Here is a 24,606-nt window from a genome sequence, read left to right as displayed (position 1 = left end):
GACGATCACACGCGGTCGGCGTCGTCCGGCGACCGACGACCACGTCGTCGGCCGATCCACGTCATCGATCACGGAGGGACGCGGCCGGAACCCGATCCGTTTTCCCGGTCGCCTCGGTAGCGAGGGTATGACCTTCGAAAACGCGTTCGATCGGTCGCTCGGGAGCCGCCGCGTCGGCGGGATGAACGAGTCGGTCATCCGGGAGATGACCCGGGAGGCACACGCCCACGACGCGATCAACCTCTCACAGGGGATCCCGGACGAGGACGAGACGCCGCCCTCGGTCAAGGAGGCCGCCCGGGAGGCGATCGACACGGACAGCCAGTACACCATCACCTGGGGGCTCCCCGCGCTGCGGGAGGCGGTCGCCGACCGCTACGCCGACTGGAAGGGGGTCTCCTACGACCCCGAGACGGAGGTGACGATCACGAGCGGGACGAGCGAGGGCCTCATGTCCGCGCTTTTAGCGCTCTGTGACCCCGGCGACGGCGTCGTCTACTTCGAGCCGACCTACGAGAGCTACATCCCCGGCGTCCAGTTCGCCGAGGGGGAGCCGGTCCCGATCGACATCACCGACGGGCTGGCCGTCGAGGCGGACGCGCTCCGCGAGGCCGCCGCCGACGCGTCGATCCTGATCTTGAACCACCCGCACAACCCCACCGGGAAGGTGTTCACGCCCGAGGAACTGGAACTGATAGCCGAGGTCGCCGTCGAGGAGGACCTGATCGTGATCACCGACGAGATCTACGAGCACATCGTCTACGCGGACGACTACCGGAGTCCGGTGACGGTCGACGGCCTCGCCGAGCGGACCGTCGTCTGTACGGGGATGTCGAAGACGTACTCGGTCACCGGGTGGCGCGTCGGCTTCGTGCTCGCGCCCGAGCCGCTCTCGGCGGAGCTGCGGAAGTTCCACGACTACACGAGCATCTGCGCGCCGACCCCGTTCCAGCACGCCGGCGTCGAGGCGCTCTCGCTGCCCGAGAGCTACTACGAGGAGCTCTCCGATTCCTACGAGCGCCGGCGGGAACAGCTGTACGACGGCCTCCGGTCCGTCGGGCTCGACCCCGTGAAGCCGGACGGCGCGTACTACATGCTGACGCGCTATCCGACCGACGAGGACGACACGGAGTTCTGTTTCCGGCTCATCCGCGAGGCGGGCGTCGCCGCGGTCCCCGGAAGCAGCTTCTACACCGACGAGGGCGAGGAGTGGGTCCGATTCACCTTCTCGCGGAACGAGGAGACGATCGACCGCGCCATCGACCGCCTCGACGAGAGCCGCTTTTGGGAGGCGTAGCGTCGTCGATTCGAGAGGGGATCCGACCGGCGCTACCTTTTTGCCCGTCACCCGCCAGCCTCCCGCATGACCGACGCGTCGTTTCTCCGCTCGATCCTCTCGCCGAACCAGGTGTCGACGACGGACGCCGACCGCGACTACCACGGGACCGACTGGGGTACGTCGCCCGAGTCGGCCTCCCCGCCCGACGTCGTCGTCTGGCCGGAGTCGACGGAGGAGGTGTCGGCGGTGCTCGCGGCCGCGACGGAGCGGGGGATCCCCGTCACGCCCTTCGCCGCGGGGACGGGAATCGAGGGCAACGCAGTCCCCGCAAACGGCGGGATCAGTCTCGATCTGACCCGGATGGACGCCGTGCTCGACGTCCGGCCGGAGGACCGCCAGATCGACGTCGAGCCCGGCGTGATCGGTGCCGACGTCGACGAGGCGGTCGCCGCCCACGGTCTCTTCTTCCCGCCGCTTCCCACCTCCGGCGACATGGCGACGATCGGCGGGATGATCGCGACGAACGCCAGCGGGAAACGGACCGTCAAGTACGGGAAGGTCGGCGACTGGGTCCGTGAGATCGAGGTCGTCCTCGCCGACGGCTCCGTGCTCACGGCGGGGACCCGCGCCGAGAAGACCTCCTCGGGGTACGACCTCCGTGACCTGATCGTCGGCAGCGAGGGCACCCTCGGCGTGGTGACGCGGGCGACGCTCTCGCTCGCCGGCCGGCCCGAGCGGACGCGTGTCGGGCGGGCCACGTTCGGGACGCTCGAGGACGCGACCGCGGCCGCCGCCGACCTCGTCTCCTCGGGCGTCGACGTCAGCGCCGTGGAACTCGTCGACGGCTTGAGCGCCCGGATGGTGAACGACTACGTCGGCTCCGAGTTCCCCGAGGGACCGACGCTCTTCTTGGAGTTCCAGGCCGACCACGGCCTCGAGCGGGAGGTCGAGTTCTGTCGGACGATACTCGACGCCCACGACCCGATCGAGGTCCTCCTCGACGGCGAGACCGACCCCGAGGAGGTCTGGAAGCCGCGGCACGAGCTGGCGGACGCGGTCCGGGCGTACTACCCCGAGTTGGAGTCGCTTCACGCCGGCGACGTCGCGGTGCCGATCGGCTCCTTCTCGAGCATCGTCGCGCACGTCCACGCGGTGGCCGACGCCCACGACGTGCCGATCCCGACGTTCGGGCACGCCGGCGACGGCAACGTCCACTTCGACGTGCTCGTCGACCCCGACGAGGAGGGGGCCGTCGCGGAGGCCCACGAGATCTACGACTCGATCGTCACGGAGGCGATCGACCTCGGGGGGACCGCCACCGGCGAGCACGGGATCGGGCAGGGGAAACGCGAGTTCCTGCCGGTCGAACACGGCGAGACCGGCGTCGCAGCGATGCGGTCGATCAAGGACGCGCTCGACCCGCACGGGACGCTCAATCCGGGGAAGGTCTTCCCGGAGTGAGCGCGGGGTCGGGAGCCGGGTCGTCCGGTCGCCGGGTCGCGGAGTCCCTACAGCTCCGCCGTCGAGGAGGCGTCGATCGGGTCCGCCGTCACGGCGCCGCCGGAGCCGCCGGACGGCTCGTCGCGAAGTTGGAGATACGCGGCGGCGATCACCGCGTACAGCACGGTGAAGAGGACGCTGGTGACGACGCTCACGGCGACCTCGGAGGCGAGCGCGAGCCCCGCGAGGTCCAGGATCGACCCGACCGCGCCGACGGTGCCGCCGATCCCGCCGGAGAGGACCACGAGCAGGGCGAGCTTGAGTCGGTTACCGCGCGCGAGCGCCCAGCTCCGCTTGAGCGCACCGACCGTTCCACGGTCCTCGACGCCGACCGCGAACGTGAAGAACAGGAACGAGGCGGCGAGGAAGATCCCGGGGAAGAAGAGCGCCGCGAACCCGAGCGTGACCGCGATCGACACGACGACGCCGCCGACGACCATCGAGAGGGTCGCCCGGCCGGTCCGCCGCGTGAACAGCTCCGAGGGGAACGACGCGAGGTCGCGGGCGGGGCGGGCCAGCGCCCGCGAGAGCACCACGAAGTAGACGGAGCTCGCGAGCAGCGTCGCGGCGAGGAGCGCGAGCCCGACCTCTCCGGGGACGGGCAGCGCCAGTCCCGCGGTCTCGCCGAACTGCGCGGCCACCTCCGGGGGAAGGTAGCCGATCACGGCGGTGTTGACCGCCGCCTGGGTGACCAGTTGAATGGCGAGCAGCCCCGCGAGGAGGATCCCGCCGGTCCTGGTGAGTATTCGTCCGATGCCGTCGCTAACCGCCTGGCCGAGTTGGAGGGCCATGTCATCGAATCGAAACCACGAGCGTAATAAAACGACCGGATCGGCTTCGGTGGGGGGTCCGCGGCGGTGGGGTTTCGGTCGCGTGACGGTCGCTCTCTCGACGTTCTCGTCCCCAAGGGTCCGAGACGGATCAGACGAACTCCGAGGGTCGCGGCCCGTTCGTGACGTGGACCTCGAACGGCTGCGTGCCGACGTCGTCCCGCTCCACGAGGTGCCAGTACGTCTCGGCCAGCTCGTCGGGATCGAGGAACGTCTCCGCCCCGCGGTCCGGCCGGCGCTCGCGGGCCTCCGGCGAGTCGATCTGCCCGTCGATCACGACGTGGGCGACGTGGACCCCCTCCGGCCCGAACTCCTGAGCGATGTCCATCGCCATCCCGCGGGCGGCGAACTTCGCGGCGGTGAAGCCGATCGCCCCGCCGCGGCTCCGCACCGCGGAGGTCGCGCCGGTGAAGAGCACCGTTCCGCCGCCCGTCTCGAGCATGTCGGCGACGGCCTCCCGCGAGCAGACGAACGCGCCGCGTCCGTTGACGGCCCACGCCTCCTCGAACTCCTCGACGCTCGTGTCCATGAGCCCCGTCCAGGAGGCCGCGCTCGCGTGGTTGACGAGGATGTCCACGGGGCCGAACGCCTCCCGAACCGTCTCGAACCCCTCGCGAACCCGATCGACGTCCGTGAGGTCGACCGGCACCGCGAGTCCCTCGCCGGGTTCCGGGAGGTCGGCCGCGAGCTCCTCGACGTACGCCTCCGACCGGGCGAACAGCGCGACCCGACACCCCTCGGCGGCGAACTTCCGTGCGATCGACGCTCCGAGCCCCGGACCCGCGCCGGCGACGACGACAGTGCGCGTCATGCGTTCGCGTACGCGCCCGTGACCCAAAAGTACACCCCGAGCGTCGAAGGGACGCCCCGAGCCTCGACGGGCGACTCCGACGCGCGACGGGCGGTTCGGGGGAAGGAGCGGACCGACGGTCGACGGGGACGTCCGCCGGAGGAAACGGAGTCCGTTCCCGGGGAGACTGACGCGCTTCCGGGGAAGACGATTTAACGGAGGACGTTGTCCGAGGACGTGTGCAGCGATCAGCCCTCCACCGACGCGTACCGCGTGATCCCGACGCACAGGTTCCCCGTTCCTCGCCGCGATCGATCCGGACTCCGGTCGACGTGACATGCGAGTGAAGCGCCTCCGCGCCGTCTCGGCGGTCGCCGGCGGCGTCCTCCTCGTCTGTGTCCTCCTCGTGAGTTCGCTCGGCGGGACGGCGACGACCGCCTCGGCCGACGCCCCCGCCGTCCAAGTGACCTCCGTCACGTCGTCGCCGGACTCCCCGGTCGTCGGCGAGACCGTCACGATGGAGGCGACGGTCTCCAACCTCGAAGGGACCAACGGGACCGTCGAGGTCACCGACGTGTACCTCCGCGACTGGCCGACCGAGTACGAGCGCGTCGAGAACGTCGGATCGGTCGCCCCCGGCGGGAGCGTGACCGTCCCGGTGACGACGGTCTTCGATACCCCCGGTGAAAAGCGGGTCACCGTCCACGTCGTCGTCAGGGACGGCGCGGGCGACTCGAACTCGTACTCGTACCCCCTCGTGGTCGACGTCGAGGAACCCGACGCCGACGGCGACCTCTCGGTGGACCGGAACGCCTCCGGGGAGACCGCCGTCACGCTCACCAACTACGGGAACGTGGACTTCACCGACGTCGAGATCGCCGCGATGAGCGGGGACGAACGCCGGGCCCGACGACACGCGCTCGACGTCGCGCCGGGCGACGACCGAACGGTGACCTTCGACACCGAGGGAGACGACGTGGACGACCTCGCGTTCGTCGCGAACTACTCCGCGAACGGGGAGACCCACGAGGTCAGGCGCGCCCTCGGCGAGACGCCCGACGTGCGCGGCGACCTCTCGATCGCCGGGAGCGCCCCCGACCGGACGACGGTCTCCCTCGAGAACTACGGGAACGTGGCGTTCTCCGACGTCGAGGTCGCAGCGGTGGTCGACGGCGAGGTACGCGACCGGCGGTACACCCGTGACGTCCCGGCTGACGAGAACCGGTCGGCGGCGTTCGACACCGAGGGATACGACGCGGGGAACGTCACGTTCACCGCGAGCTACGCCGCGAACGGGGAGACCCACGAGGTCTCCCGCGAGGTCGCTCTCGAACCGGACGTTTCCGGGGAGATACGCCTGACCGCGGTCGAGGCCACGCGGCGCGCCGGGAGCGTTTCGATCGACGGCGAGGCGGCGAACGTCGGCGGGAGCGACGCCGAGTCCGTCCTCGTGAGCGTGCGAGGCGGCGACGGCGTCACGCCCGAGGGCGGGTCCGGCGAGTACTTCGTCGGCGCGGTCGACGCCAGCGAGTTCGCCACCTTCGAACTCGCCGCGTCCGTCGGGAACGGGACCACCGAGGTCCCCGTCGAGGTGTCCTACCTCGTCGACGGCGAGCGAGTCACGACGGTCCGGCCGGTGGAGGTCTCCTCGACCGGGTTCCCGCCGACGGGAGCCGCGACGAGCGAGCAGAGCGGCGGCGGGCCGTCCGGCGGCAGTGGAGGCCCGCAGGGACCGCCGGGCGACTCCGGGCTCCCGACGCTCCCGATACTCGTCGGGGTCATCGCGCTTATCGGTGCCGCCGGCGGGCTCTACTACCTCTGGAACCGCGAATGAGCGTCGTCGAACTCCGCGGCGTGGGCAAACGCTACGAGAGCGGTGCCGAGATCATCGATGCACTGAAACGCGTCGACTTCTCGGCCGAACGCGGCGAGATGGTCACCATCACCGGTCCCTCCGGGAGCGGCAAGAGCACGATGCTCAACCTGATCGGCCTGCTCGACGAGCCCACCGAGGGCACCGTCTCGCTCCAGGGTCGGAACGTGACGGATCTCAGTGAGGACGAGCGCACCGAGGAGCGCCGCTCCGCGCTCGGGTTCGTCTTCCAGGACTTCCATCTCCTCCCGATGCTCACCGCCGTCGAGAACGTCGAACTCCCCTCGATGTGGGACACGTCCGTCGACCGGCACGACCGCGCCGTCGACCTGCTTCGCCGGGTCGGCCTCGGCGACAGGCTCACGCACACGCCCGACGAGCTGTCGGGCGGACAGAAACAGCGCGTCGCGATCGCGCGGTCGCTGGTCAACGAGCCGGAGGTGCTCCTCGCGGACGAGCCGACGGGGAACCTCGATCAGGAGACGGGAGGGACCATCCTCGACGAGATCACGCGGCTGAAAAACGAGGAGGACCTCGCCGTCGTCGCGATCACGCACGACGAACAGCTGGTCGAGTACGCCGATCGGGTCGTTCGGCTCGTCGACGGGGTGACGCGGCCGTGAGGATCGCCTCCCTCCTCTGGCGGTTCCCGAGCGTGCTGATGGCGTGGCGCAACCTCGGGCGGAACAGGCTCCGAACGGCCCTCGCGGCGCTCGGGATCGTCATCGGCGTGGTCGCCATCTGTTCGCTGGGGATGGCCACCGTCGCGCTCGAACAGCAGGCGACCGCACAGCTCGGCGATCTCACGAACGAGGTGACCGTCTCCTCGGGGCCGGACAGCGACACGGACGGGGTGACGGAAGAGCAGGTCGAGGAGATGCGCGCGATCGTGACCGACGCGCGGGTGATCCCTCAGAAGACGAACGCGACGACGCTCGAGGCGAGAAACGGCATGGAGGCGAGGATGAGCGTGACGGGGGTGACCGACGCGAGCGCGCTGTACGACCTCACCGAGGGGGAGGCCCCCGAGCGGTTACACTCCGGCGCGTTGATCAGCAACGCCACGGCGGACAGGCTCGGTCTCGAGTCCGGCGATCCCGTCGAGTACGACGGGCGGATCTACCGGATCCGCGGGTTCATCGAGTCGGAGCACTCGTTCGGCTTCGGCGGCGGAGATCTCGTGATCCCGGTGTCGGGACTCGCCGACCAGCGACACTACGACACGGTGACGATCATCGCGGCCGACGGCGACGCGGCCGGCCGGATCGGCGACCGGCTCGACACCCGGTTCAACGCCGAGAACGACGAGGAACTGCGCGTCACCACGTTCGGGAACCGGGCACAGGTCGGCGGCTTCCTGGACACGCTGTCGCTCGCCCTGCTCGGGATCGGCGGGATCTCGCTGGTCGTCGCGAGCGTCGCCATCCTCAACGTGATGTTGATGAGCACGGTCGAACGCCGCGGGGAGATCGGCGTGCTCCGGGCGGTCGGGATCCGCCGTGGCGAGGTGTTGCGGATGATCCTGACCGAGGCGACGCTGTTGGGCGCGCTCGGCGGCCTGATCGGCGCGCTCGTGTCGCTCGCGACGGGGATGGTATTGTTCCACGTGATCACGGGCGACGCGACCGGGGCGCTCGGGTGGGCCAGTTCGCGGTATCTGGTGTACGGCTTCGGGTTCGCGGTGACGGCCAGCGTCCTGAGCGGCGTGTATCCCGCCTGGAAGGCCGCGAACGAGTCCCCCGTGGAGGCGCTCCGCGGCTGAGCGCACGCCGCCGACGGCGTCGGCGTCGCCACCGTCGACCGCTCGTTCGTCGACCGCCCGTTCGTCGGCCGGGCGTTCCGAGGCCCAAATCGTTTTTTCGGTCGGGCGAGACCCTCCGAGCATGGCAGTCACCGGGGCGGAATATCTGGTCGACGCGTTGGAGGAGTACGGCGTAGAACACGTCTTCGGAAACCCCGGAACGACGGAGCTTCCGACCGTTCAGGCGGTCTCGGACAGCTCGATCGAGTACGTCCTCGCCCTCCACGAGGACGTGGCCACCGGGATGGCCGCCGGGTACGCGACGGCGCGACGGTACCACTCGCATCACGACGACTCCGTGAACCCGCTCGGCGTCACGAACCTCCACGTCGCGCCGGGGCTCGCACACGGCGTCGGCAACGTCATCGGTGCCGCCTTCTCCGGCTCGCCGCTCCTCGTCACCGCGGGCAACTACAGCACCGACTTCCAACACGAGGAGCCCATCCTCCACGGCGACCTCGAGGCGCTCGTCGACCAGTACACGAAGTGGAGCGCCTCCGTCCCCTCCGTCGACGCCCTCCCGGCGATGCTGCGGCGGGCGGTGCGACAGGCGCTCACCCCGCCGACGGGCCCGGTCTTCCTCGAGTTGCCGGTCGACGTGATGACCGACGAGACCGACGCCGGGGTCCAGCGGCTCGGCCCGATCCCCGACGCGGGACGCGGCGACCCCGACGCGGTCGCGGCCGCCGCGCGCCTCGTGGCCGAGGCCGACGAGCCCGTGATGGTGATCGGCGACGAGGTCGCCCGGTCGGGCCCCGCCGCTATCGAGGCGGCCGTCGACTTCGCGGAGTCGGCCGGCGTCCGGGTCCACGGCGAGTTCATCACCGCGGAGTCGAACTTCCCGACCGACCACGAACTCTGGGGCGGGACGGTGCCGGGGACCGAGCCCGGGTTCGTCGAGACCGTCGACGGCGACACGGTCGTGTTCGTCGGCTGCGGCTCGGCGACGACCTCGCTCGCGCACGACGAAGAACTGCTCGCCGACGCGACGATCGTCCAGATCGGCCCTGACGGCTGGGAGCTCGGGAAGAACTGGCCCGCGGACGCGTCGGTGCTCGGCGACCCCGAACACGTGTTCCGCGAGCTCACGGAACTCCTCTCGGAGGACCTCCCCGCGAGCGAGCGCGACGACCGGCTCGACCGCGCCCGAGAGCGCGTCGCGGCGATCCGCGAGGACCAGCGCCCCGCCGCTCCCGACCCGGACGACCCGCGCGCCTCCAAGGGCCAACTGGGTGAAGCGATGGCCGAGGCCGCATCGGACGCGCTCGTCGTCAACGAGGGCGTTACCGCGGGCCACGCGGTCCGGTGGAGCGTCCCGCTCGGCCCCGAACAGTGGATCGCGAACAAGAGCGGCGGGCTCGGCTACGGGCTCCCCGCGGCGATCGGGGCGGCCATCGCCGAGCGCGAGCGTCCCGACCCGCGCGACGTGGTCGCGTTCATCGGCGACGGGTCGTACTTCTACTACCCGCAGGCGATCTACTCGGCCGTGCGACACGGCGTGGACCTCACCACGGTCGTCGCCGACAACCGGAACTACCGGATCTTAAAGGACAACACGCTCCGGGTGCTGGGCGGGGAGGAGGGCGACCACGACTTCACCGCGATGGACTTCGAGCCGCCGATGGACATCCCAGCGAACGCGGAGAGCTACGGCGCGACGGGCGAGCTCGTCGACGACCCCGACGCGATCGCCGACGCGATATCCGAAAGCCGTGAGCGGGACGGTCCGACCGTCCTCGACGTCGCGATCCACGACTGAGGGTCGACTCGTTTCCGTCTCCCCGACCTCGACTCCCCGACCTCCACGCTGACTCCCTGCCTTCCACGCCGACCCGCCGACCCGATTCCCCGACTCTGATTCCCCGACCCGCCGGCCGCTGGTTTTAGTTGCCCCTTCGACGCAGTGGGAGACATGGTCACCATCGACCCCGAACGGTTCAGGGAGACGTTCGAACGGTACTCCGAGATCGGCCGAACCGACGCCGACGGCCTCCACCGGCTGGCGCTCTCCGAGGAGGATAGAGAGGTACGGGACCTGTTCGTCTCGGACCTGGAGGACCTCGGACTCGAGGTTCGGATCGACCGGATCGGCAACGTCTTCGGGCGCGCGGAGGGAACCGACCCCGACGCCGAGCCGGTGCTCATCGGGTCGCACCTCGACTCACAGCCGTACGGCGGCCGGTTCGACGGCCAGCTCGGCGTCCTCTCCGCGCTCGAGACGCTCCGGGCGTTCGACGACGAGGGCGTCGAGCACCGCCGGCCGATCGAGATCGTGAACTGGACCAACGAGGAGGGGTCGCGGTTCAAGCCGGCGTTGATGGGAAGCGGGGCGTTCACCGGCGAACTCGACCTCGAGGAAGTCCTCGAGCACGCGGACGCCGACGGCGTGACCGTCGCGGAGGCGCTCGATCGGATCGGGTATCGCGGCGACGACCCGGTCGGTCCCCGCGAGGAGTACCACTCCTCGCTCGAACTCCACGTCGAGCAGGGACCCAAACTCGAGGACGAGGGACTCTCGGTCGGCGTCGTCGAGGGCGTGTTCGGGATGGCGTGGCTCGAGGTGGTGGTCCACGGCGACGCCGACCACGCCGGACCGTCCCCGATGTACTCCCGGAAGGACGCGCTCGTCGCCGCCTCGGACGTCGTCGGAGCGGTCCGGCGGCTGTCGAATCGCTTCGCCGACGACGTGGTGACGACCGTCGGGGAACTCGAGGTGGCGCCGGGGTCGATCAACGTCATCCCCTCCGAGGTCCGGTTCACCGTCGACGTGCGCAGCTACGACGACGCGGTCGTCGGCGACCTCGTCGAGGCCGTGGAACGCGAGGTCGAGACCGCCTGCGAGCGCGAGGGCGTCGAGTACGACCTCGAGGAGATCTGGCGGATCCCCCACACCGAGTTCTCCCCGACCGTCGCCGAGACGGCGCTCGCCGCCGCCGACGCTGTCGGCGCGTCCCACCGGGCGATGGTGAGCGGGGCCGGCCACGACGCGAGCTACGTGAACGAGATGACGGACACCGCCATGCTGTTCGTGCCGAGCGTCGACGGCAAGACCCACAACGAGGCCGAGTTCACGGAGTGGGCGGACGCCGAGGAGGGCGCGCGCGTGTACGTCGAGACGGTGAAGCGGCTGGCGAACGCGAAGTGAGGCGACGTGGCGGCCGGCGGACGCGGAGCGAGGCGGGTTTCACCTCAAAGCGCGATCAGCGTCACGCCGACCACCGCGAGCAGCGCCGCGATCAGCCGGATCCGGAAGTAGCGCTCGCCGAGCAGGACGCCGCCGAGGACGACCGCGACGATCGCCTGCGTGTTGATCACCGGCGAGGCGATGCTGGCGGGCAACGACGCGAACGCGAGCGTCGTGACGTGCTCGCCGACCGCGACGATCCCGCCCGCGGCGGCCAGCTTCGGGAGGTCCGCGCGGACCCCGGTGGGCGGGTTTCGGACAGCGCTCGGAAGCAGGACGAGCGCGACGCCGACCAGAAGCAGGGGGACCCACAGCGTCTCGGGGAGCGCGAGCTCCTGGAGCGCGACGCGTTTGCCGAGGTCGCTCACCGCGTAACACATCGCGCTCACCAGCGCGAGTTGGGCCGGGCGCGATCGGGCCGCCTTGCGGAACGGCTCGAGGAGTCCCCCCGGCTCGTAATTGGCGACGTACACCGCGAACGTCGCGACGAGGACCCCGAGGACCTGAACGGGGCTCAACACCTCCCCGAGCAGCAGCACCTCGAGCGGGAGGACGAACATCGGCACGACCTTGTTGATCGGCGTCACGTACGAGACCTGTCCCTCGGCTATCGCCCGTAAGAAGAGGACGAACGCGAGCGCGGTCGCCACGACGGTGAGCGCGACGATCCCGACCTCGGGAGGTCCGAACCCGCCGAGTGCGGCGAGGGAACCGCCGCGGTCGGCGAGGGTGACCGGGGCGTACCACGCCAGCGCGAACGAGTTGATACAGACGGTGAGTGCGGCCGCGGAGTACCCCTCGAACCACCGCTTCAGTACGAAGACGTAGACGCCCCAGACGACGGCGGCGACGACCGCGAACCCGAGGCCCAAGTCCATCGATCGCTCCGACGAACGGTCGACCCAAGAGGCGTTCGATCGACCGACCGCTACCGAGCGGGACCTTTTTGCGGCCCGTGGCGTCCCGTTACCCATGGTCGAGCCCTCCACCTCCGGATCGCGACCGAACCGCTACGACATCTCGACGGTCGACCTCGTCGACGACCGCTACGAGGTGAAACAGTCCACGATCCGGAACAAGTACGCCGTCCGAGACGGCGCGGGAAACGTCGTCCTCCGCGGGAAACAGAAGCTGTTCAAGATGAAAGAGGAGTTCCCGTTCGTCACCGGCGACGGCGAGGACGCGTTCACGGTCAAGGCCGGCGGGATCATGGACGTCGCGGGCAGTTACGCCCTCACCGACGCGGGAACCGGCGAGGAGGTCGTCGTCCTCGACGAGGACCTCTCGTTTCTGATGGAGAACTGGACGATCCGTGACCCCGAGACGGGCGAGGCGCTGGCGACCATCCGGTCGAAGAACAAACTCCTCTCGGCGCTTCGACACCTCGTCTCGGTCGCGAACCTCGTCCCGAACAAGTACGAAATATTCGACGCCGACGGCGACCACGTTGGCGACATCGAGGGGAAGTTCTCGCTGCGGGACGCCTATACGGTCAGCATCGACGACGCGAGCGACGTCCCGAAGGAGGCGGTGATCGCCTGCGCGTGCGTCCTCGACGCGTTGGAGAACCAGTGAGGCGGCCGGCGACGTCCCCGAACTCCCTCAGTCGTCCGTCGACTCGGCGGTCGCGATCGGCTCGTCGGCGTCGACGGTTCGCTCGGTGAGATCCCCCGTGCGCCAGGTTCCGCGGCGGTACCAGACGTAGGCGATCGCCGCGCCGACGACGTTCGAGACCGCGAACGACAGCCAGATGCCCGTCTCGCCGATCCGGCCGGCGGCGACCCACGCGATCGGGAACCGGATGACGCCGAGCATCAACACGGAGATGGCGGCGGCCGTGAGCGTCTTTCCGGCGCCCCGGAAGCTCCCGGTGTACGCCCGCATGATCCCGATGAACCCGAAGGTCAACGCGACCACCCGCAGGAACTGCGAGCCGACCGCCACGACCCGGTCGGCGGCGACCTGGTCCGCCCCGACGAACACCGAGACGATCGGCTCGGGGACGAGGAACACGAGGATCCCGACGGCGGAGAGGATCCCGAAGAGCGTCTTCGCGGCCAGATCGGCGGCTCGCTCGGCGCGGTCGGGCTCGCCCGCGCCGACGTTCTGGCCGGTCATCGTCTCGACGCCGCGGGCGACCGCGATCGCCGGCAGGAACACCACCGAGAAGACCCGCGTCCCGATGCCGTAGGCGGCGACGATCGGGTCGGGAAAGAGCGCGACGATGAACAGGAGCAGGTTCATCGACAGCGCCCGGCCCGTCCCCTCGACCGTCGCGGGGAGGCCGATCCGTAGAAGCCGGCGCAGGTAGTCCCCGTCGGGCGCCATGTCGCCGAGGCGGATCCGGACCCCGCGGGTCCCGCGGAACATGATCGCGAGACCGACGACGAGCGCCAGCGCCCGGGAGAACACCGTCGCGATGGCGGCTCCCTCGATCCCGAGCGCGGGGAACGGCCCCCAGCCGAAGATCAGGAACGGGTCGAGCGCGATGTTGAGCACCACGGACCCGAACATCACGAGCATCGGCGTGATCGTGTCGCCGTACCCGCGCATGAGCGCGATGAACACCGCGAAGCCGAACATGAAGACGAGCCCCGCCGAGATGGTCTCCATGTATCGCGCCGCCAGCGGGAGGACGCTCTCCGATGCGCCCATTATCCCGAGGAACTCCTCGACGAGGAAGTAGCCGACGCCCCCGAGCAGCACCGAGGCGATCACCGCGAACGTCACCGTCTGGGAGGCGGCGTACTCCGCTTCCCGCGCCTCCTCCGCTCCGGTGTACTGTGCGACGAGGACGCTGCCCGCGACGGAGATCCCCATCCCCAGCGAGATGAGCAGGAACACCATCGGGAACGCGAAGCTGATCGCCGCCAGCGCGTCCGTGCTGTACTGGCCGAGCCAGAAGGTGTCGGCGAGGTTGTACGCGGTCTGAAAGAGGTTCGTGACGACGATCGGCATCGAGAGGAAGAACAGGGGCTTGCCGATGCCGCCGGAGGTGAGATCGAACTCCTCGGGGCCCTTGAACAGCGAGTCGATCCGACGCAGGACACCCATCAGCGCGTCGCCTCCGAAGGAGTGATCTCGATGTCGTCCATGTCGGTCGTATGGGTACTTACTGACTAGTTAGTCAAAAGACTTTGGAAGCACGATCCACTGGATAGTCGCCGAATGTAGCCCATGAATCGGCAATATGCGACTGATCGAATCGTATCACGACCGCTACTCTGACCTGATATCAGGCGGGAACTGACGGAGCGGTCCGACCGGCTCAGAACGCCGACGAGGCGTCCGGAAACGACTCGGCGCAGGTGCGATCACCACGACCCGGAGCGGTCACCGTCGTGGGTCACGCCGGCGCAGCGCTCGTTCGCGACCGTCCGGGATGCGGTACCGGATCGCAGGATCCGAAATCTGTTATGGGTGGTGATGGTACCACCCGATAGCATGGACGTCCGCGAAGACGCGTTACGGGAGACGATCCGAGAACTGGTTTCCTTCGAGAGCTATCCGGGCGAGGAGGCGGCGGTTCAGTCCTGGTTCCGCGACCACCTCGCCGACCTCGGCTTCGAGGTCTACGAGTGGGAGCCGGACCCGGAGGTCCTGGCGGCACACCCGTCGTTCCCGCCGGTCGAGACGCTCGAGTTGGAGGACCGGCCGAGCCTCGGCGGCGTCCTGGAGCTCGGCGACCCCGACGACGGGCCGACCGTCGTGTTGAACGGCCACGTCGACGTGGTCCCCGTCGACGAGGGCTCCTGGACGGAGGCCCCGTTCGACCCCCGTTGGGAGGACGGTCGCCTCTACGGGCGCGGGTCGCTCGACATGAAGAGCGGGCTCGCCGCCTGCGTCTTCGCCGCGCTCGCGGTCGAGGCGCGTGCGGACGAGCTCGGCCTCAACGGACGGATCGTCGTCGAGGGCGTCGTCGGCGAGGAGGAGGGCGGGATCGGCGCGGCGGTCGCCGCCGAGAAGAACCCGTACCCCTTCGAGCGCGACGCGGCGATCATCGCCGAGCCGACCGACTTCTCGCTCGTGGTCGCCGCCGAGGGGAGCCTGATGAAGCGGCTCGAGGTCTTCGGCGAGTCGGCACACGCCGCGCGCACCTGGGAGGGCGAGTCGGTGCTCCCGCACTTCGAGCGGATCCGCCACGCGTTCGAGGACCTCGAACGCGAGCGCGCCGAGCGCGTCACTCACCCCCTCTTCGAGGCGTTCGACAACCCGTGGCCGATCAACTTCGGCACCGTCGAGGCCGGCGACTGGGCGTCGTCGGTCCCCTCACACCTCACATCGGAGATCCGTATCGGCGTCGCCCCCCACGAGACGGTCGCGGGAGTCGAAGCCGAGTTCCGGGAGCGGCTCGACGAGGTCATCGCCGAAAGCGAGTGGCTCACCGAGCACCCGCCCACCTTCGAGCGCTTCTCGGTCCAGTTCGAGGGGTCGGAGGTGAGCCGGGACGAGCCGGTGGTCGAGCGTGTGGCCGAGGCCGCGAGCGACCGCGGGATCGAGCCGAACTACGAGGGGTTCACCGGCGGCACCGACGCCCGCCACTACCTCGACGCCGGGATCCCGACCGTCGTGTTCGGCCCCGGATCCGTCGATCTCGCACACAAGCCCGACGAGCACGTCGAGTGGACGGACGTGCGGCTCGCGAGTGAAGTCATCGCCGACGCGACCGCGTCGACGCTCGAGTCGTACTGAGGTCCGACCGGCGATCGGCGACCGGGTCAACGTTTAAGCGGCCCTTCCGCCAACTCCCCCCGTGAACGCCCAATCGCAGTCCCGACTGATCGAGTTGCGTCGCGACCTCCACCGGCGTCCCGAGATCGGCTGGCGCGAGTTCTACACCACCGACCGGATCGTCGAGGAGCTGGAGGCGATCGGTCCCGACGAGCTGTACGTCGGCAGCGAGGTCCACCGTGAGGAGCGGATCCGTCCGCCGACCGACGACCAGTTGGCGCGCGCCAGAGAGCGCGCCCGCGAGACCGGCGTCGACGAGGACGTGCTCTCGAAGGTCGAGGACGGCTACACCGGCGCGCTCGCGGTCCTCCGGAAGGGAGAGGGCCCGACCGTGCTGGTCCGGGTCGACATCGACGGCCTCCCCCAGTCGGAGTCCGAGGACCCCGACCACGTCCCCGCCGCCGAGGGGTTCCGGTCGACGTACGACGATCGCATGCACGCCTGCGGACACGACGCACACGCCGCCATCGGCGTCGGCGTCCTCGAGGCCGTAAAGGAGAGCGACTTCGAGGGAACGCTCAAGGTGCTCTTCCAGCCCGCCGAGGAGCTGGGCGCGGGCGCGGCCTCCGTCGTCGGCAGCGGCCACCTCGATGACGTCGACTCCCTCATCGCCGTCCACGTCGGCCTCGACGTCGAGACCGGAGTGGTGGTCCCCGGCATCGAGTCGTTCCTCGCGATCAACGGCTTCGAGGCGACGTTCGAGGGGTCGCCGGCTCACGCCGGCAACAGCCCGCAGGAGGGCGCACACGCCATCCAGGCCCTGTCGACCGCGGTCGGGAACCTCCACGCGATCCCCCGGCACGGCGACGGCGCGACGCGGGTCAACGTCGGCGTCGTCGAGGGCGGGACCGCGACGAACATCGTGCCCGAGTCGGCCTCGCTCGAGGGGGAGGTCCGCGGGACGACGACGGAGCTCAGGAACTACGTCGAGGACCACGCCCTCCGCGTGCTCCGGAGCGCGGCCGAGCTCCACGACTGCGAGGTGGACGTGTCGTTCCGCAACGGGGCCCCGAGTTCCGAGTGTGACGACTCGCTCGTCGACGCCGTCTCCGCGGCCGCGGCCGGACACGACGCCACCGTCACGCCCGACGAGGGCGACGCGCTCGGCGGCAGCGAGGACGCGACGCGGCTGATGCGGGCGGTCCAGCGGAACGGCGGCGACGCGACCTACGTCGGGTTCGGCGCGAGCAACCCCACCGGCCACCACACCGCGACGTTCGACGTCGACGAGGCGGTCATTCCGCTCGCGGTCGACACCTTGACCGACGCGATACGGTCGATATCGGCCGCGGAGTAGCGGACGCGAACCGGGTGAAGCCGGCGAATCGGACCCTCATGCGAAGCGTTTATCGACGCCGGTAGAGACGGCGTAGCAAGGCGATACCCATGAGGCGTGATGACACGAGACGCGCGACGTCGACGTTCGAAAAGGACGGCCGTTTCGGGAACCGAAACGCGTTCGGTAGGTACCTCGAGAGGTCGCGACCGTGAGCCGATACGAACCCGTCGACTCGCCCGACGAGACGACGGTCTTCCCGTATCACGACCTCACGCCGCCGGAGCCGGGAGACGCGTACGAGGCCCGTGAGATCGTCCGCCGGTACCTCCCGCGGACGCCGCTGGTCAGGAGCGAGGCGCTCTCCGCGGAGACCGGCGCGGACGTCTACTTCAAGCGCGAGGACACGCTCCCGACGGGCGCGTTCAAGGTCCGGGGCGGCGTCACGCTCGGCCACCGGCTTCCCGAGGAGTTCCGCGAGGCGGGCCTCATCGCCGCGTCGACGGGGAACCACGGCCAGTCGGTCGCCTACGCCGGCCGCGAGTTCGGCGTCCCGGTGACGATCGCCGTCCCCGCCGATCCGAACCCGGAGAAGGTGGCCGCAATGGAGCGGTTCGGCGCGGAGGTCGTCGCGACCGGCGCCGACTACGACGAGGCGCGCGAGTGGGCCGAGGGCCGGGCGGCCGAGGACGGACTCCGCTACGTCCACTCGGCGAACGAGCCCGACCTCGTCGCCGGCGTCGCCACGGCCGGGCTGGAGGTACTGGAGGCGCTGCCCGCCGTCGACCGGGTCGTGTGTCCGGTCGGCGGCGGGAGCGGCGCGGCGGGCTACTGTCTCACGACCGGCGCGATCGGCGGCGCGGAGGTAATCGGCGTCCAGTCCGCGGCGGCAGACGCGACCTACCGCGCGTACCACGAGGGGCACCTCGATCCGGCGGAGTCGGCGACGACGGAGGCGGAGGGCATCTCCTCGCGGGTCCCGTTCGCGCTCACGGTCGGGGTCCTCCGCGACCGGCTGGACGACCTGATCACCGTTCCCGAGGAGGCGATCTGGGACGGCGTCCGTGACGTGCTGGCGGCGGAGCGGATCCTCATCGAGGGGGCCTCCGCGTCCGCCGTCGCCGCCGTGCGGTCGATGGACGACGTGGCGGGCGAGACGGTCGTCGTCCCGGTCACCGGCCGGAACCTCTCGACCGAGAAGCTCCGACGGGCGGTCGCGCCCCCGTGAGACGGCGCGTGGCGGGTGTACCCCCGCGTCACCGCCCGCTCGCCCGACAGGATTAATTGGGAGGCCCGTCGTTTGGTTAGGTTAGTTGTCAATAGACAACGAGTACCATGACACGGGACACATCCGCGGCCGCGACGGTCGCCGCACCGGGGGACGGCGTACCGACGGGCGCCGCACCGACGAACGAGAGCGGACGGGACCCACGGGGGCGTGCCGATGCCGGATAGACACGGGCCGTACCGGAAGATCCGATACCTGCTCGAGATCGACGGCGTCGCGAAGGCGGGGTTCAGCCGCTGTTCGCTCCCGACCGCCCGGAGTGACGTGATCGAGTACCGCGAGGGGAACGAGCCGCCCACTCCGCGCAAGCTCGGCGGGCTCGGCCGGTACGACCCGCTCGTGTTGGAGAGCGGCGCGACCGACGACTCCATCGCGCTCTACGAGTGGCGGAAGCTGGTCGAGCAGGGAAAACTCGGCGAGGCGCGCCGGCCGATCGCGGTCGTCCTCCTCGACGAGGAGGGCAGCTCCGGGCCGCGATGGGAGTTCAGGAACGCGTGGCCGAGCCGCTACGTCGCGCCCGACCTCGCCGCCGACCGCTCCGAGGTCGCGATCGAGCGGCTCGGGATCGTCCACGAGGGGATGGAACGGACCGCGTAGCATGTTCGATCGCCGAGCACTCCCGCGGTCGTCGCGGAAGCGAGAGGGACGGAGGCACGATGTCGGCGGATGACCGAACCGACCCGTATCCGAGCCACCGGTTCCTGGTCGAGGTCGACGCGGTCGGCACGGCGGGGTTCAGCGAGGTCCGCGGCCTGTCGGCGCGTGCCGTCGACGACGGGACGGAGGCTGACGGACCGCTCTGGCGACGGCTCCTTGTTCGCGACGCGTCGTGGGGAGGCGCTCGAACCGAGGATCCCGATGGCCGCGGATCCGCATCCGCGTCGCCGCGGCTCGAGCTCCGGCGCGGCGTGACCGACCGGACGGCGCTGTGGGAGTGGTTCCGCGAGTGGACCGACGGCCACGGCACGACGCGACCCGTCCGAGTGGTCCTGTTGGACGAACGCGGCGATCCCGCCCGCGTCTGGCGGTGCGAGCGCGCGCGCCCGGTGCGATGGGACGGTCCGACGCTCTCGGCCCTCGGCTCGGGCGTCGCGACGGAGACGTTCGAGTTGGCACACGACGGGATCACGGAGGTGTCCGCGGAGTGATCCGACGAGCCGCCGTCCCCGCCGCCCCGTCGCCCCCGAGGTGTCGGCCGTGAGTTCGCTCGAGGACGTCTACGGGATCGGCGAGGTCCGCGCGGCGCGACTCCGCGATCACGGACTGGGATCGGTCGAGGAGGTCGCGAACGCCCCGATCGACGGGCTGGCGGACCTGCTCGACGGGGTCGGTCGACAGCGCGCGCGACGGGTCCGCTCCTCCGCGAGGCGGATCGCCGCCGAGGAGGGAGGCGGGAAGGGCGGGGCGCCGCGGGAACGACCCGGAACCAGGTCGTCGGGAGAAGCCGCCACCGGCGGCTACGTGACGACGAGGCGGGTGGCCGCCGCCGACGCGGTCGTGGTCGTTCCGGGGCGCGCGTTCCTGACGCGCGCCGGCGGAACCGACCACCCCGAACCCTGGCGACACGCGCTGGCGTCGGTTCCCGGCGACGGGTTCCTCGGGTCGGATCCGGCCGACGGGACGGTCGTGTGGTGCCCGCCGGAACGGACGGCCGCGGCCGCCCCCGGCCTCTACGAGGCGCTCGCGGACGCCGAGGACGACTCCCGATCCGGCGACGGCTCCTTCCTGACCGGCGTCCTCCGTCCGGGGACCCTGATCCCCGGCGACGTCGTCGGCGACCTATACGAGCGCCGTCCGGAACTCGAGGCCGAGCTCGACGCCGTCCTGCGGAACGGGACGGTCCTGCGTCGCGGCGAGTCGTTCGATCTCGGGGAGCCCGCCGAGGCGGAACTGCTCGCCTCGGCGGGGACGTACCTCCCCGGCGACCGGGTCCTCCCGGAGGGCGCGGGGTTCGACGCCGGGGCGACCGTTCCGGGAGCGGAACTCCCTCGGCGGGCGTCGTTCCTCTCGCCCGGCGTCGTGGCCGTTCCGGGCCGTCGCGCGCTCGGGAGTCTCGCCGCCGACGCCGGCGACGGGACCGCTCCGGGCCTGCTCCGCTCGGGCGGCGTGTTGCTCCCGGCCGACGCCGTCCGGGAGCGATGAGGCCGCGGGGGTAGCGATGCCCGGGTGGCGGAGGGAGCCGCCCCACCCTCTCTCAGGCGACGCTCCGCTCGGTGAGCGTGTCGCCGCGCTCGAACCGGTCGCCCGCGAGCGGGGAGACGTCGAGGAGATCGGTCTCGCCGTCGACGACGAGGTCGGCGGCGATCCGTCCGGAGGCGGGCGCGTGCTGGAACCCGTGCCCAGAGAAGCCCGCGACGGTCACCAGACCGGGGATCGTCTCCTCGACGACCGGGTGGTGATCGGGCGTGACCGCGTACAACCCGGCCCAGCCGCGCTGGATCCGGGTGTCGAGCCCGAAGTACTCCGTGTACTCGGCGGCGTTCTCGACCGCGCGGGCCGCCCACTCGACGTCCATCCCCTCGTCGTAGGCGTCGGGGTCCTGATCGGGGTCGTCGTCCCCGTCGAAGTGGCCGCCGACGAGCGCCACCCCGTCCCGTTCGGGGCGGAAGTACGACCCCGTCTCGAGGTCGATCGTCAGCGGGACCGACTCGGGAACCGGCGGCGTGGGATCGACGACGGCGATCTGCCGCCGTCGGGGCGCGATCGGGAGGTCGACGCCGGCCATCTCGCCGATCGCCGCGGCCCACGCGCCCGCGGCGTTGACGACGCGGTCGACCTCGACGCGCTCCGATCGCTCCGCGCCGACCTCCCGGAGGTCCGCGCCGACGACGCGGTCGCCCTCGCGGTGGAGGTCGGTCACGGCAGTCTTCGTCCGAATCTCGACGCCGCGCTCGCGGGCGGCCTCGGCGTATCCCTGGACGGCGAGGTTCGGGTCGGCGATGCCGTCGTCGGGGTTGTACGTCGCCGCGACGAACGGCTCGGGGTCGAGCCCCGGACAGTGCTCGGTCGCCTCCGCGGGCGTGAGGAGTTCGCTCTCCGCGCCGAGTTCGCGTTGCATCTCGACGTTCTCGCGGAACCGCTCCGCGGTCGCCTCCGAGCGGGCGAGAAACAGGTAGCCGTTCTTCCGGAGCCCGATGTCCACCCCGAACCGTTCCTCGAAGGAGTTCCAGACCTCCTTGCTGGCGAGCGAGAGTTCGACGTTCACGCGCGTGGAGAACTGCGACCGGATCCCGCCGGCCGAGCGAGCGGTGCTCGCGTTCCCGAGCGAGCCCTTCTCGACGAGCGTCACGTTCACGTCGCGGTCGGAAAGCGCGTACGCGGCGGAGAGTCCGACGACTCCCCCGCCGACGACGAGTGCGTCCATGTCCCCCGATCGACCCCCCGGAACATAAACGTACGACGCCGCCGACCGGTCCGGCGATCACGCTGACCGACCGGGCCGACGATCAGGCTAAGTCGCCGGGGGGCGACGCCCCGGACATGGTGCTCGTACTCTCCGCGGCGGAGGTCGAACGGAGCCTCGATCTGGCGGGACTCGTCGACGTGGTGAACGACGCGTTGGTCAAACAGGCCGCCGGCGAGGTCGAGCGGCCGCACCGGCCGCACTTCCCCGTCGGCGCGGGCCTCGACGGCGACGAGCCCGCGGGAACCGGGATCGCGATGCCGGCGTACGTCCACGGGGCGGACCACTACGCGACGAAACTGGTCGGCGTCCACGAGGGGAACGCGGAGCGTGGCCTCCCGACGATCAACGCCCAGATCGCGCTCACGGACGCCCGGACGGGGCTCCCGAAGGCGTTCATGGCGGGGACGACGATCACGAACGCCCGGACGGGCTGTATCGGTGCGGTCTCGGTCCGGGAACTGGCTCCGGAACCGGACGGCGAGGGCCTCACGCTCGGGGTCCTCGGCGCGGGCGCGCAGGCGCGCTGGCAGACCCGCGCGATCGCGACCGTCGCGCCGCTCTCGGACGTGCGGGTCCACTCGCCGAGCGACTCGCGGAGGGCGTGTGCCGCCGACCTGAGCGAGGAGGGGATCCCGGCGCGCGCGGTCGACACGCCCGGGGAGGCGGTCGAGGGGGCGGACGTGGTCGTGACCGCGACGACCGCGACCGACCCCGTCTTCCCGCCCGACGCGCTCGAGGAGGGAACCCTCGTCGTCGCCGTCGGTGCCTTCACGGCGGAGACCCAGGAGCTTCACCCCGCCGTCCTCGAGCGCGCCGAGCGCGTGTTCGCCGACGTGCCCGAGGAGGTCGCCGAGACCGGGGACCTCCTCGCGAGCGACTTCGACGCCGACGATCTGGTCGAGCTCGGCGTTCCCCTCGCGGACGGGTACGTCCGGGAGTCACCCGACGGGGTGTTGGTGGTCGCCAGCGTCGGGTCCGCGACGCTGGACGCCGCGGCGGGCGAGACGGTCTACCGGGAGGCCAGGGAAGCGGGCGACGGGACCGAGGTCTCGCTGTAGCGGCGATCGGCGACGCCGAACGACCGGGTTCGATCCGTCGTCGGCGAAACGCCGAACGACACGCGGGACCGCGATAGTGTAGGATACCCGACTCAATTGGCGATTTCTCTCACTGCGTCGACCATGGTCGGGTCCGTTTTTAATACCCGGTGTACGGGATCCAGTATCGGAATGTCACCCGATACCAATAGACGCGCGAACCGTCGGACGTTTTTGACTCTCGCCGGGAGCGGTGGGATGGTCGGACTCGCCGGCTGCGTGAGCTTCGGCGGCGGCGAAGGGAGCGGCGACGACGGGAGCGGGGACGGATCGAGCGACGACGGGAGCGGAGATGGAAGCAGCGGGGACGACGGGAGCGGGGACGGATCGAGTGACGACGGGTCGAGCGACGGCGGCGGCGGCCCCGACACCATCGCCCTCGGCCAGCCCGCGTCGCTGAGCGGACAGTGGGACTTCCTCCAGCCCGGCGTCTCGCAGGCGACCGACGCCGCCGTCGCCCACATCAACGAGGCCGGCGGACCGCTCGATGCGGAGTTGGAGGTGGTCCGTCGGGACACCGCCGTCGACCCCCAGGAGGCGCGGACCGTCACGACCCAGCTCATCGAGAACGACGGCGTGGCGGGGATCGTCGGCCTCTACTCGAGCGAGATCAACCCGCTCTGGGACTTCCTCCAAGACTTCGAGGTGCCGATCGTCACCCCGTGGCCGGGGTCGACGTTCCTCGACACGCGCGGCGGCGACAAGGGAACGCCGGAGGACCTCTCGGACGACGAGTGGATCTGGCGGACCGTCGTTGGCGACACCGTCCACACCAGCGGGAGCGCGGTGTACGCGCTCGAGAACGACCTCGACACGCTCGGCGTGATCAACGGGACCACCGAGGGGGAGCGCAGCTACGTCGAGGGGTTCCTCGAGGTCTACGAGAACAACGGCGGGACCGTCGCCGAGCGGGTGGAGGTCGAACTCGGAAACTCGAGCTATCAGTCGGCGCTCAGCCGACTCTTCGACGCCGACTTCGACGCCTTCCTCGTCAGTCTCCCCCAGGAGTCGGCGATCACGGCGCTCAACGACTGGTCCGACGGCGGCTACGGCCGCCAACCCATCCTCTCGGACCCGCTGGCACAGCAGGCCATCATCGACCAGGTCGGCAGCGACATCCACGGTGCGTGGGCCGGATCGCCCGGCCAGTCCGGACCGAGCTACGACACCTTCGAGGAGGCCTACTCCGGGCAGGACGGCGACGCGGAGATCAACGCCTGGACGCCGCCGGCGTGGGACGCGCTCATGGTGACCGCCCTGGCGATCGAGCGGGCGGGCGAGGCGAGCCCCGAGGCCATCCAGCGGAACCTCGGTCCGGTCAGCCGAAGCGGCGGCACGGTCGTTCACACCTTCGCCGAGGGGAAGGAGGCGCTCGCGAACGGCGAGGAGATCACCTACGAGGGCGCGGCGACGCCCGTGAACTTCACCCAACACGGTAACGTCTTCGGGAGCGTCACGATCAGCACCGCCGGAGAGAACGGCTTCGAGTCGACGAGCGAGGTCCCGGCCGAGGACATCCGGGAGTACGTCGCCGAAGGCGAATACTGATCC

General features: G+C 70.6%; 21 protein-coding genes. 16 read left to right on the top strand and 5 right to left on the bottom strand.

All coding sequences use genetic code 11. From position 1 onward, the window contains the following. Nucleotides 1–127 precede the first annotated feature (127 nt). Nucleotides 128–1,297, top strand: coding sequence for a pyridoxal phosphate-dependent aminotransferase (locus F3H10_RS02845; protein WP_149783334.1), 1,170 nt, complete (start codon nucleotides 128–130; stop codon nucleotides 1,295–1,297). A gap of 66 nt (nucleotides 1,298–1,363) precedes the next feature. Next, on the top strand, nucleotides 1,364–2,740 hold the full coding sequence (locus tag F3H10_RS02840) for an FAD-binding oxidoreductase (RefSeq protein WP_149783333.1): 1,377 nt from the start codon (nucleotides 1,364–1,366) through the stop codon (nucleotides 2,738–2,740). 47 nt (nucleotides 2,741–2,787) lie between these two features. Here the strand turns inward: F3H10_RS02840 and F3H10_RS02835 are convergent, their stop codons facing one another. Next, entirely contained in the window at nucleotides 2,788–3,570 is a 783-nt protein-coding gene (locus F3H10_RS02835) for a hypothetical protein (protein ID WP_149783332.1), read from the bottom strand. A gap of 130 nt (nucleotides 3,571–3,700) precedes the next feature. Next, nucleotides 3,701–4,420 (bottom strand): SDR family NAD(P)-dependent oxidoreductase, encoded by a 720-nt coding sequence (locus F3H10_RS02830; RefSeq protein ID WP_149783331.1) that lies wholly within the window; start codon nucleotides 4,418–4,420, stop codon nucleotides 3,701–3,703. Nucleotides 4,421–4,736: 316 nt separating this feature from the next. On the opposite strand from F3H10_RS02830, the gene F3H10_RS02825 reads away from it, so the two are divergent. The 5 genes from F3H10_RS02825 (at nucleotide 4,737) to F3H10_RS02805 (ending at nucleotide 11,218) form a co-directional block, all read left to right on the top strand. Next, nucleotides 4,737–6,233 carry a COG1361 family protein gene (locus tag F3H10_RS02825; protein ID WP_149783330.1) on the top strand — a complete coding sequence of 499 codons (1,497 nt, stop codon included), beginning with the start codon at nucleotides 4,737–4,739 and terminating at the stop codon, nucleotides 6,231–6,233. Next, complete coding sequence (locus F3H10_RS02820; protein WP_149783329.1) at nucleotides 6,230–6,895, top strand: ABC transporter ATP-binding protein; 666 nt, start codon at nucleotides 6,230–6,232, stop codon at nucleotides 6,893–6,895. Before F3H10_RS02825 ends, F3H10_RS02820 begins: the two co-directional genes overlap by 4 nt. Nucleotides 6,896–6,933: 38 nt before the next feature. After that, nucleotides 6,934–8,034 (top strand): ABC transporter permease, encoded by a 1,101-nt coding sequence (locus tag F3H10_RS02815; RefSeq protein ID WP_149783435.1) that lies wholly within the window; start codon nucleotides 6,934–6,936, stop codon nucleotides 8,032–8,034. 121 nt (nucleotides 8,035–8,155) lie between these two features. Further along, nucleotides 8,156–9,832, top strand: coding sequence for a thiamine pyrophosphate-binding protein (locus F3H10_RS02810; RefSeq protein WP_149783328.1), 1,677 nt, complete (start codon nucleotides 8,156–8,158; stop codon nucleotides 9,830–9,832). Between the two features lie 153 nt (nucleotides 9,833–9,985). Next, nucleotides 9,986–11,218 (top strand): Zn-dependent hydrolase, encoded by a 1,233-nt coding sequence (locus F3H10_RS02805; RefSeq protein WP_149783327.1) that lies wholly within the window; start codon nucleotides 9,986–9,988, stop codon nucleotides 11,216–11,218. Between the two features lie 44 nt (nucleotides 11,219–11,262). On the opposite strand, the gene F3H10_RS02800 is transcribed toward F3H10_RS02805, so the two are convergent. Then, nucleotides 11,263–12,135, bottom strand: coding sequence for an EamA family transporter (locus F3H10_RS02800; protein WP_149783326.1), 873 nt, complete (start codon nucleotides 12,133–12,135; stop codon nucleotides 11,263–11,265). Nucleotides 12,136–12,229: 94 nt separating this feature from the next. Between F3H10_RS02800 and F3H10_RS02795 the strand changes: the two genes are divergently transcribed. Then, nucleotides 12,230–12,832 (top strand): LURP-one-related/scramblase family protein, encoded by a 603-nt coding sequence (locus F3H10_RS02795; RefSeq protein WP_149783325.1) that lies wholly within the window; start codon nucleotides 12,230–12,232, stop codon nucleotides 12,830–12,832. 27 nt (nucleotides 12,833–12,859) lie between these two features. Here F3H10_RS02795 and F3H10_RS02790 read toward each other — a convergent pair whose 3' ends face one another. Continuing rightward, nucleotides 12,860–14,311 carry an MATE family efflux transporter gene (locus F3H10_RS02790; protein WP_149783324.1) on the bottom strand — a complete coding sequence of 484 codons (1,452 nt, stop codon included), beginning with the start codon at nucleotides 14,309–14,311 and terminating at the stop codon, nucleotides 12,860–12,862. A gap of 390 nt (nucleotides 14,312–14,701) precedes the next feature. Here F3H10_RS02790 and F3H10_RS02785 point away from each other — a divergent pair, with 390 nt between their 5' ends. The 6 genes from F3H10_RS02785 to F3H10_RS02760 all read left to right on the top strand — a co-directional run bounded on the left by F3H10_RS02785 (nucleotide 14,702) and on the right by F3H10_RS02760 (nucleotide 20,694). Beyond that, a complete protein-coding gene (locus F3H10_RS02785; RefSeq protein ID WP_149783323.1) occupies nucleotides 14,702–15,949 on the top strand; it encodes an ArgE/DapE family deacylase in 1,248 nt (415 codons plus the stop codon). 61 nt (nucleotides 15,950–16,010) lie between these two features. Beyond that, complete coding sequence (locus tag F3H10_RS02780) at nucleotides 16,011–17,285, top strand: amidohydrolase (RefSeq protein WP_149783322.1); 1,275 nt, start codon at nucleotides 16,011–16,013, stop codon at nucleotides 17,283–17,285. A gap of 190 nt (nucleotides 17,286–17,475) precedes the next feature. Continuing rightward, complete coding sequence (locus tag F3H10_RS02775) at nucleotides 17,476–18,492, top strand: threonine ammonia-lyase (RefSeq protein WP_149783321.1); 1,017 nt, start codon at nucleotides 17,476–17,478, stop codon at nucleotides 18,490–18,492. Between the two features lie 216 nt (nucleotides 18,493–18,708). Beyond that, a complete protein-coding gene (locus F3H10_RS02770) occupies nucleotides 18,709–19,149 on the top strand; it encodes a phage tail protein (protein WP_149783320.1) in 441 nt (146 codons plus the stop codon). A 59-nt stretch (nucleotides 19,150–19,208) separates the two neighbouring features. Next, nucleotides 19,209–19,700: a phage tail protein gene (locus F3H10_RS02765; protein ID WP_188127848.1), complete on the top strand. Its 492-nt coding sequence runs from the start codon at nucleotides 19,209–19,211 to the stop codon at nucleotides 19,698–19,700. A 49-nt stretch (nucleotides 19,701–19,749) separates the two neighbouring features. Continuing rightward, nucleotides 19,750–20,694 carry a helix-hairpin-helix domain-containing protein gene (locus tag F3H10_RS02760; RefSeq protein WP_149783318.1) on the top strand — a complete coding sequence of 315 codons (945 nt, stop codon included), beginning with the start codon at nucleotides 19,750–19,752 and terminating at the stop codon, nucleotides 20,692–20,694. A gap of 52 nt (nucleotides 20,695–20,746) precedes the next feature. Here F3H10_RS02760 and F3H10_RS02755 read toward each other — a convergent pair whose 3' ends face one another. Beyond that, nucleotides 20,747–21,916 carry an NAD(P)/FAD-dependent oxidoreductase gene (locus F3H10_RS02755; protein ID WP_149783317.1) on the bottom strand — a complete coding sequence of 390 codons (1,170 nt, stop codon included), beginning with the start codon at nucleotides 21,914–21,916 and terminating at the stop codon, nucleotides 20,747–20,749. A 116-nt stretch (nucleotides 21,917–22,032) separates the two neighbouring features. Between F3H10_RS02755 and F3H10_RS02750 the strand changes: the two genes are divergently transcribed. Beyond that, nucleotides 22,033–23,016, top strand: coding sequence for an ornithine cyclodeaminase family protein (locus tag F3H10_RS02750; RefSeq protein WP_149783316.1), 984 nt, complete (start codon nucleotides 22,033–22,035; stop codon nucleotides 23,014–23,016). 237 nt (nucleotides 23,017–23,253) lie between these two features. Then, the gene (locus F3H10_RS02745) at nucleotides 23,254–24,603 is read left to right on the top strand and encodes an ABC transporter substrate-binding protein (protein WP_149783315.1); all 1,350 of its coding nucleotides are present in this window, start codon (nucleotides 23,254–23,256) and stop codon (nucleotides 24,601–24,603) included. Nucleotides 24,604–24,606 lie beyond the last annotated feature (3 nt).

Origin of the sequence: Halorubrum aquaticum (assembly GCF_900113615.1) — an archaeon.
Classification (GTDB): Archaea; Halobacteriota; Halobacteria; order Halobacteriales; family Haloferacaceae; genus Halorubrum; species Halorubrum aquaticum.
The sequence above is the reverse complement of the archived record's forward strand: the minus strand, read 5'-3'. Positions and strand labels throughout refer to the sequence as shown.

What these genes read in the sequence shown, in the direction of transcription:
- F3H10_RS02845 (WP_149783334.1), top strand. Translation starts at nt 128, where the DNA reads ATGACCTTCGAAAACGCGTTCGATCGGTCGCTCGGGAGCCGCCGCGTC.
- F3H10_RS02840 (WP_149783333.1), top strand. Translation starts at nt 1,364, where the DNA reads ATGACCGACGCGTCGTTTCTCCGCTCGATCCTCTCGCCGAACCAGGTG.
- F3H10_RS02835 (WP_149783332.1), bottom strand. Translation starts at nt 3,570, where the DNA reads ATGGCCCTCCAACTCGGCCAGGCGGTTAGCGACGGCATCGGACGAATA.
- F3H10_RS02830 (WP_149783331.1), bottom strand. Translation starts at nt 4,420, where the DNA reads ATGACGCGCACTGTCGTCGTCGCCGGCGCGGGTCCGGGGCTCGGAGCG.
- F3H10_RS02825 (WP_149783330.1), top strand. Translation starts at nt 4,737, where the DNA reads ATGCGAGTGAAGCGCCTCCGCGCCGTCTCGGCGGTCGCCGGCGGCGTC.
- F3H10_RS02820 (WP_149783329.1), top strand. Translation starts at nt 6,230, where the DNA reads ATGAGCGTCGTCGAACTCCGCGGCGTGGGCAAACGCTACGAGAGCGGT.
- F3H10_RS02815 (WP_149783435.1), top strand. Translation starts at nt 6,934, where the DNA reads ATGGCGTGGCGCAACCTCGGGCGGAACAGGCTCCGAACGGCCCTCGCG.
- F3H10_RS02810 (WP_149783328.1), top strand. Translation starts at nt 8,156, where the DNA reads ATGGCAGTCACCGGGGCGGAATATCTGGTCGACGCGTTGGAGGAGTAC.
- F3H10_RS02805 (WP_149783327.1), top strand. Translation starts at nt 9,986, where the DNA reads ATGGTCACCATCGACCCCGAACGGTTCAGGGAGACGTTCGAACGGTAC.
- F3H10_RS02800 (WP_149783326.1), bottom strand. Translation starts at nt 12,135, where the DNA reads ATGGACTTGGGCCTCGGGTTCGCGGTCGTCGCCGCCGTCGTCTGGGGC.
- F3H10_RS02795 (WP_149783325.1), top strand. Translation starts at nt 12,230, where the DNA reads ATGGTCGAGCCCTCCACCTCCGGATCGCGACCGAACCGCTACGACATC.
- F3H10_RS02790 (WP_149783324.1), bottom strand. Translation starts at nt 14,311, where the DNA reads ATGGGTGTCCTGCGTCGGATCGACTCGCTGTTCAAGGGCCCCGAGGAG.
- F3H10_RS02785 (WP_149783323.1), top strand. Translation starts at nt 14,702, where the DNA reads ATGGACGTCCGCGAAGACGCGTTACGGGAGACGATCCGAGAACTGGTT.
- F3H10_RS02770 (WP_149783320.1), top strand. Translation starts at nt 18,709, where the DNA reads ATGCCGGATAGACACGGGCCGTACCGGAAGATCCGATACCTGCTCGAG.
- F3H10_RS02765 (WP_188127848.1), top strand. Translation starts at nt 19,209, where the DNA reads ATGTCGGCGGATGACCGAACCGACCCGTATCCGAGCCACCGGTTCCTG.
- F3H10_RS02755 (WP_149783317.1), bottom strand. Translation starts at nt 21,916, where the DNA reads ATGGACGCACTCGTCGTCGGCGGGGGAGTCGTCGGACTCTCCGCCGCG.
- F3H10_RS02750 (WP_149783316.1), top strand. Translation starts at nt 22,033, where the DNA reads ATGGTGCTCGTACTCTCCGCGGCGGAGGTCGAACGGAGCCTCGATCTG.
- F3H10_RS02745 (WP_149783315.1), top strand. Translation starts at nt 23,254, where the DNA reads ATGGTCGGACTCGCCGGCTGCGTGAGCTTCGGCGGCGGCGAAGGGAGC.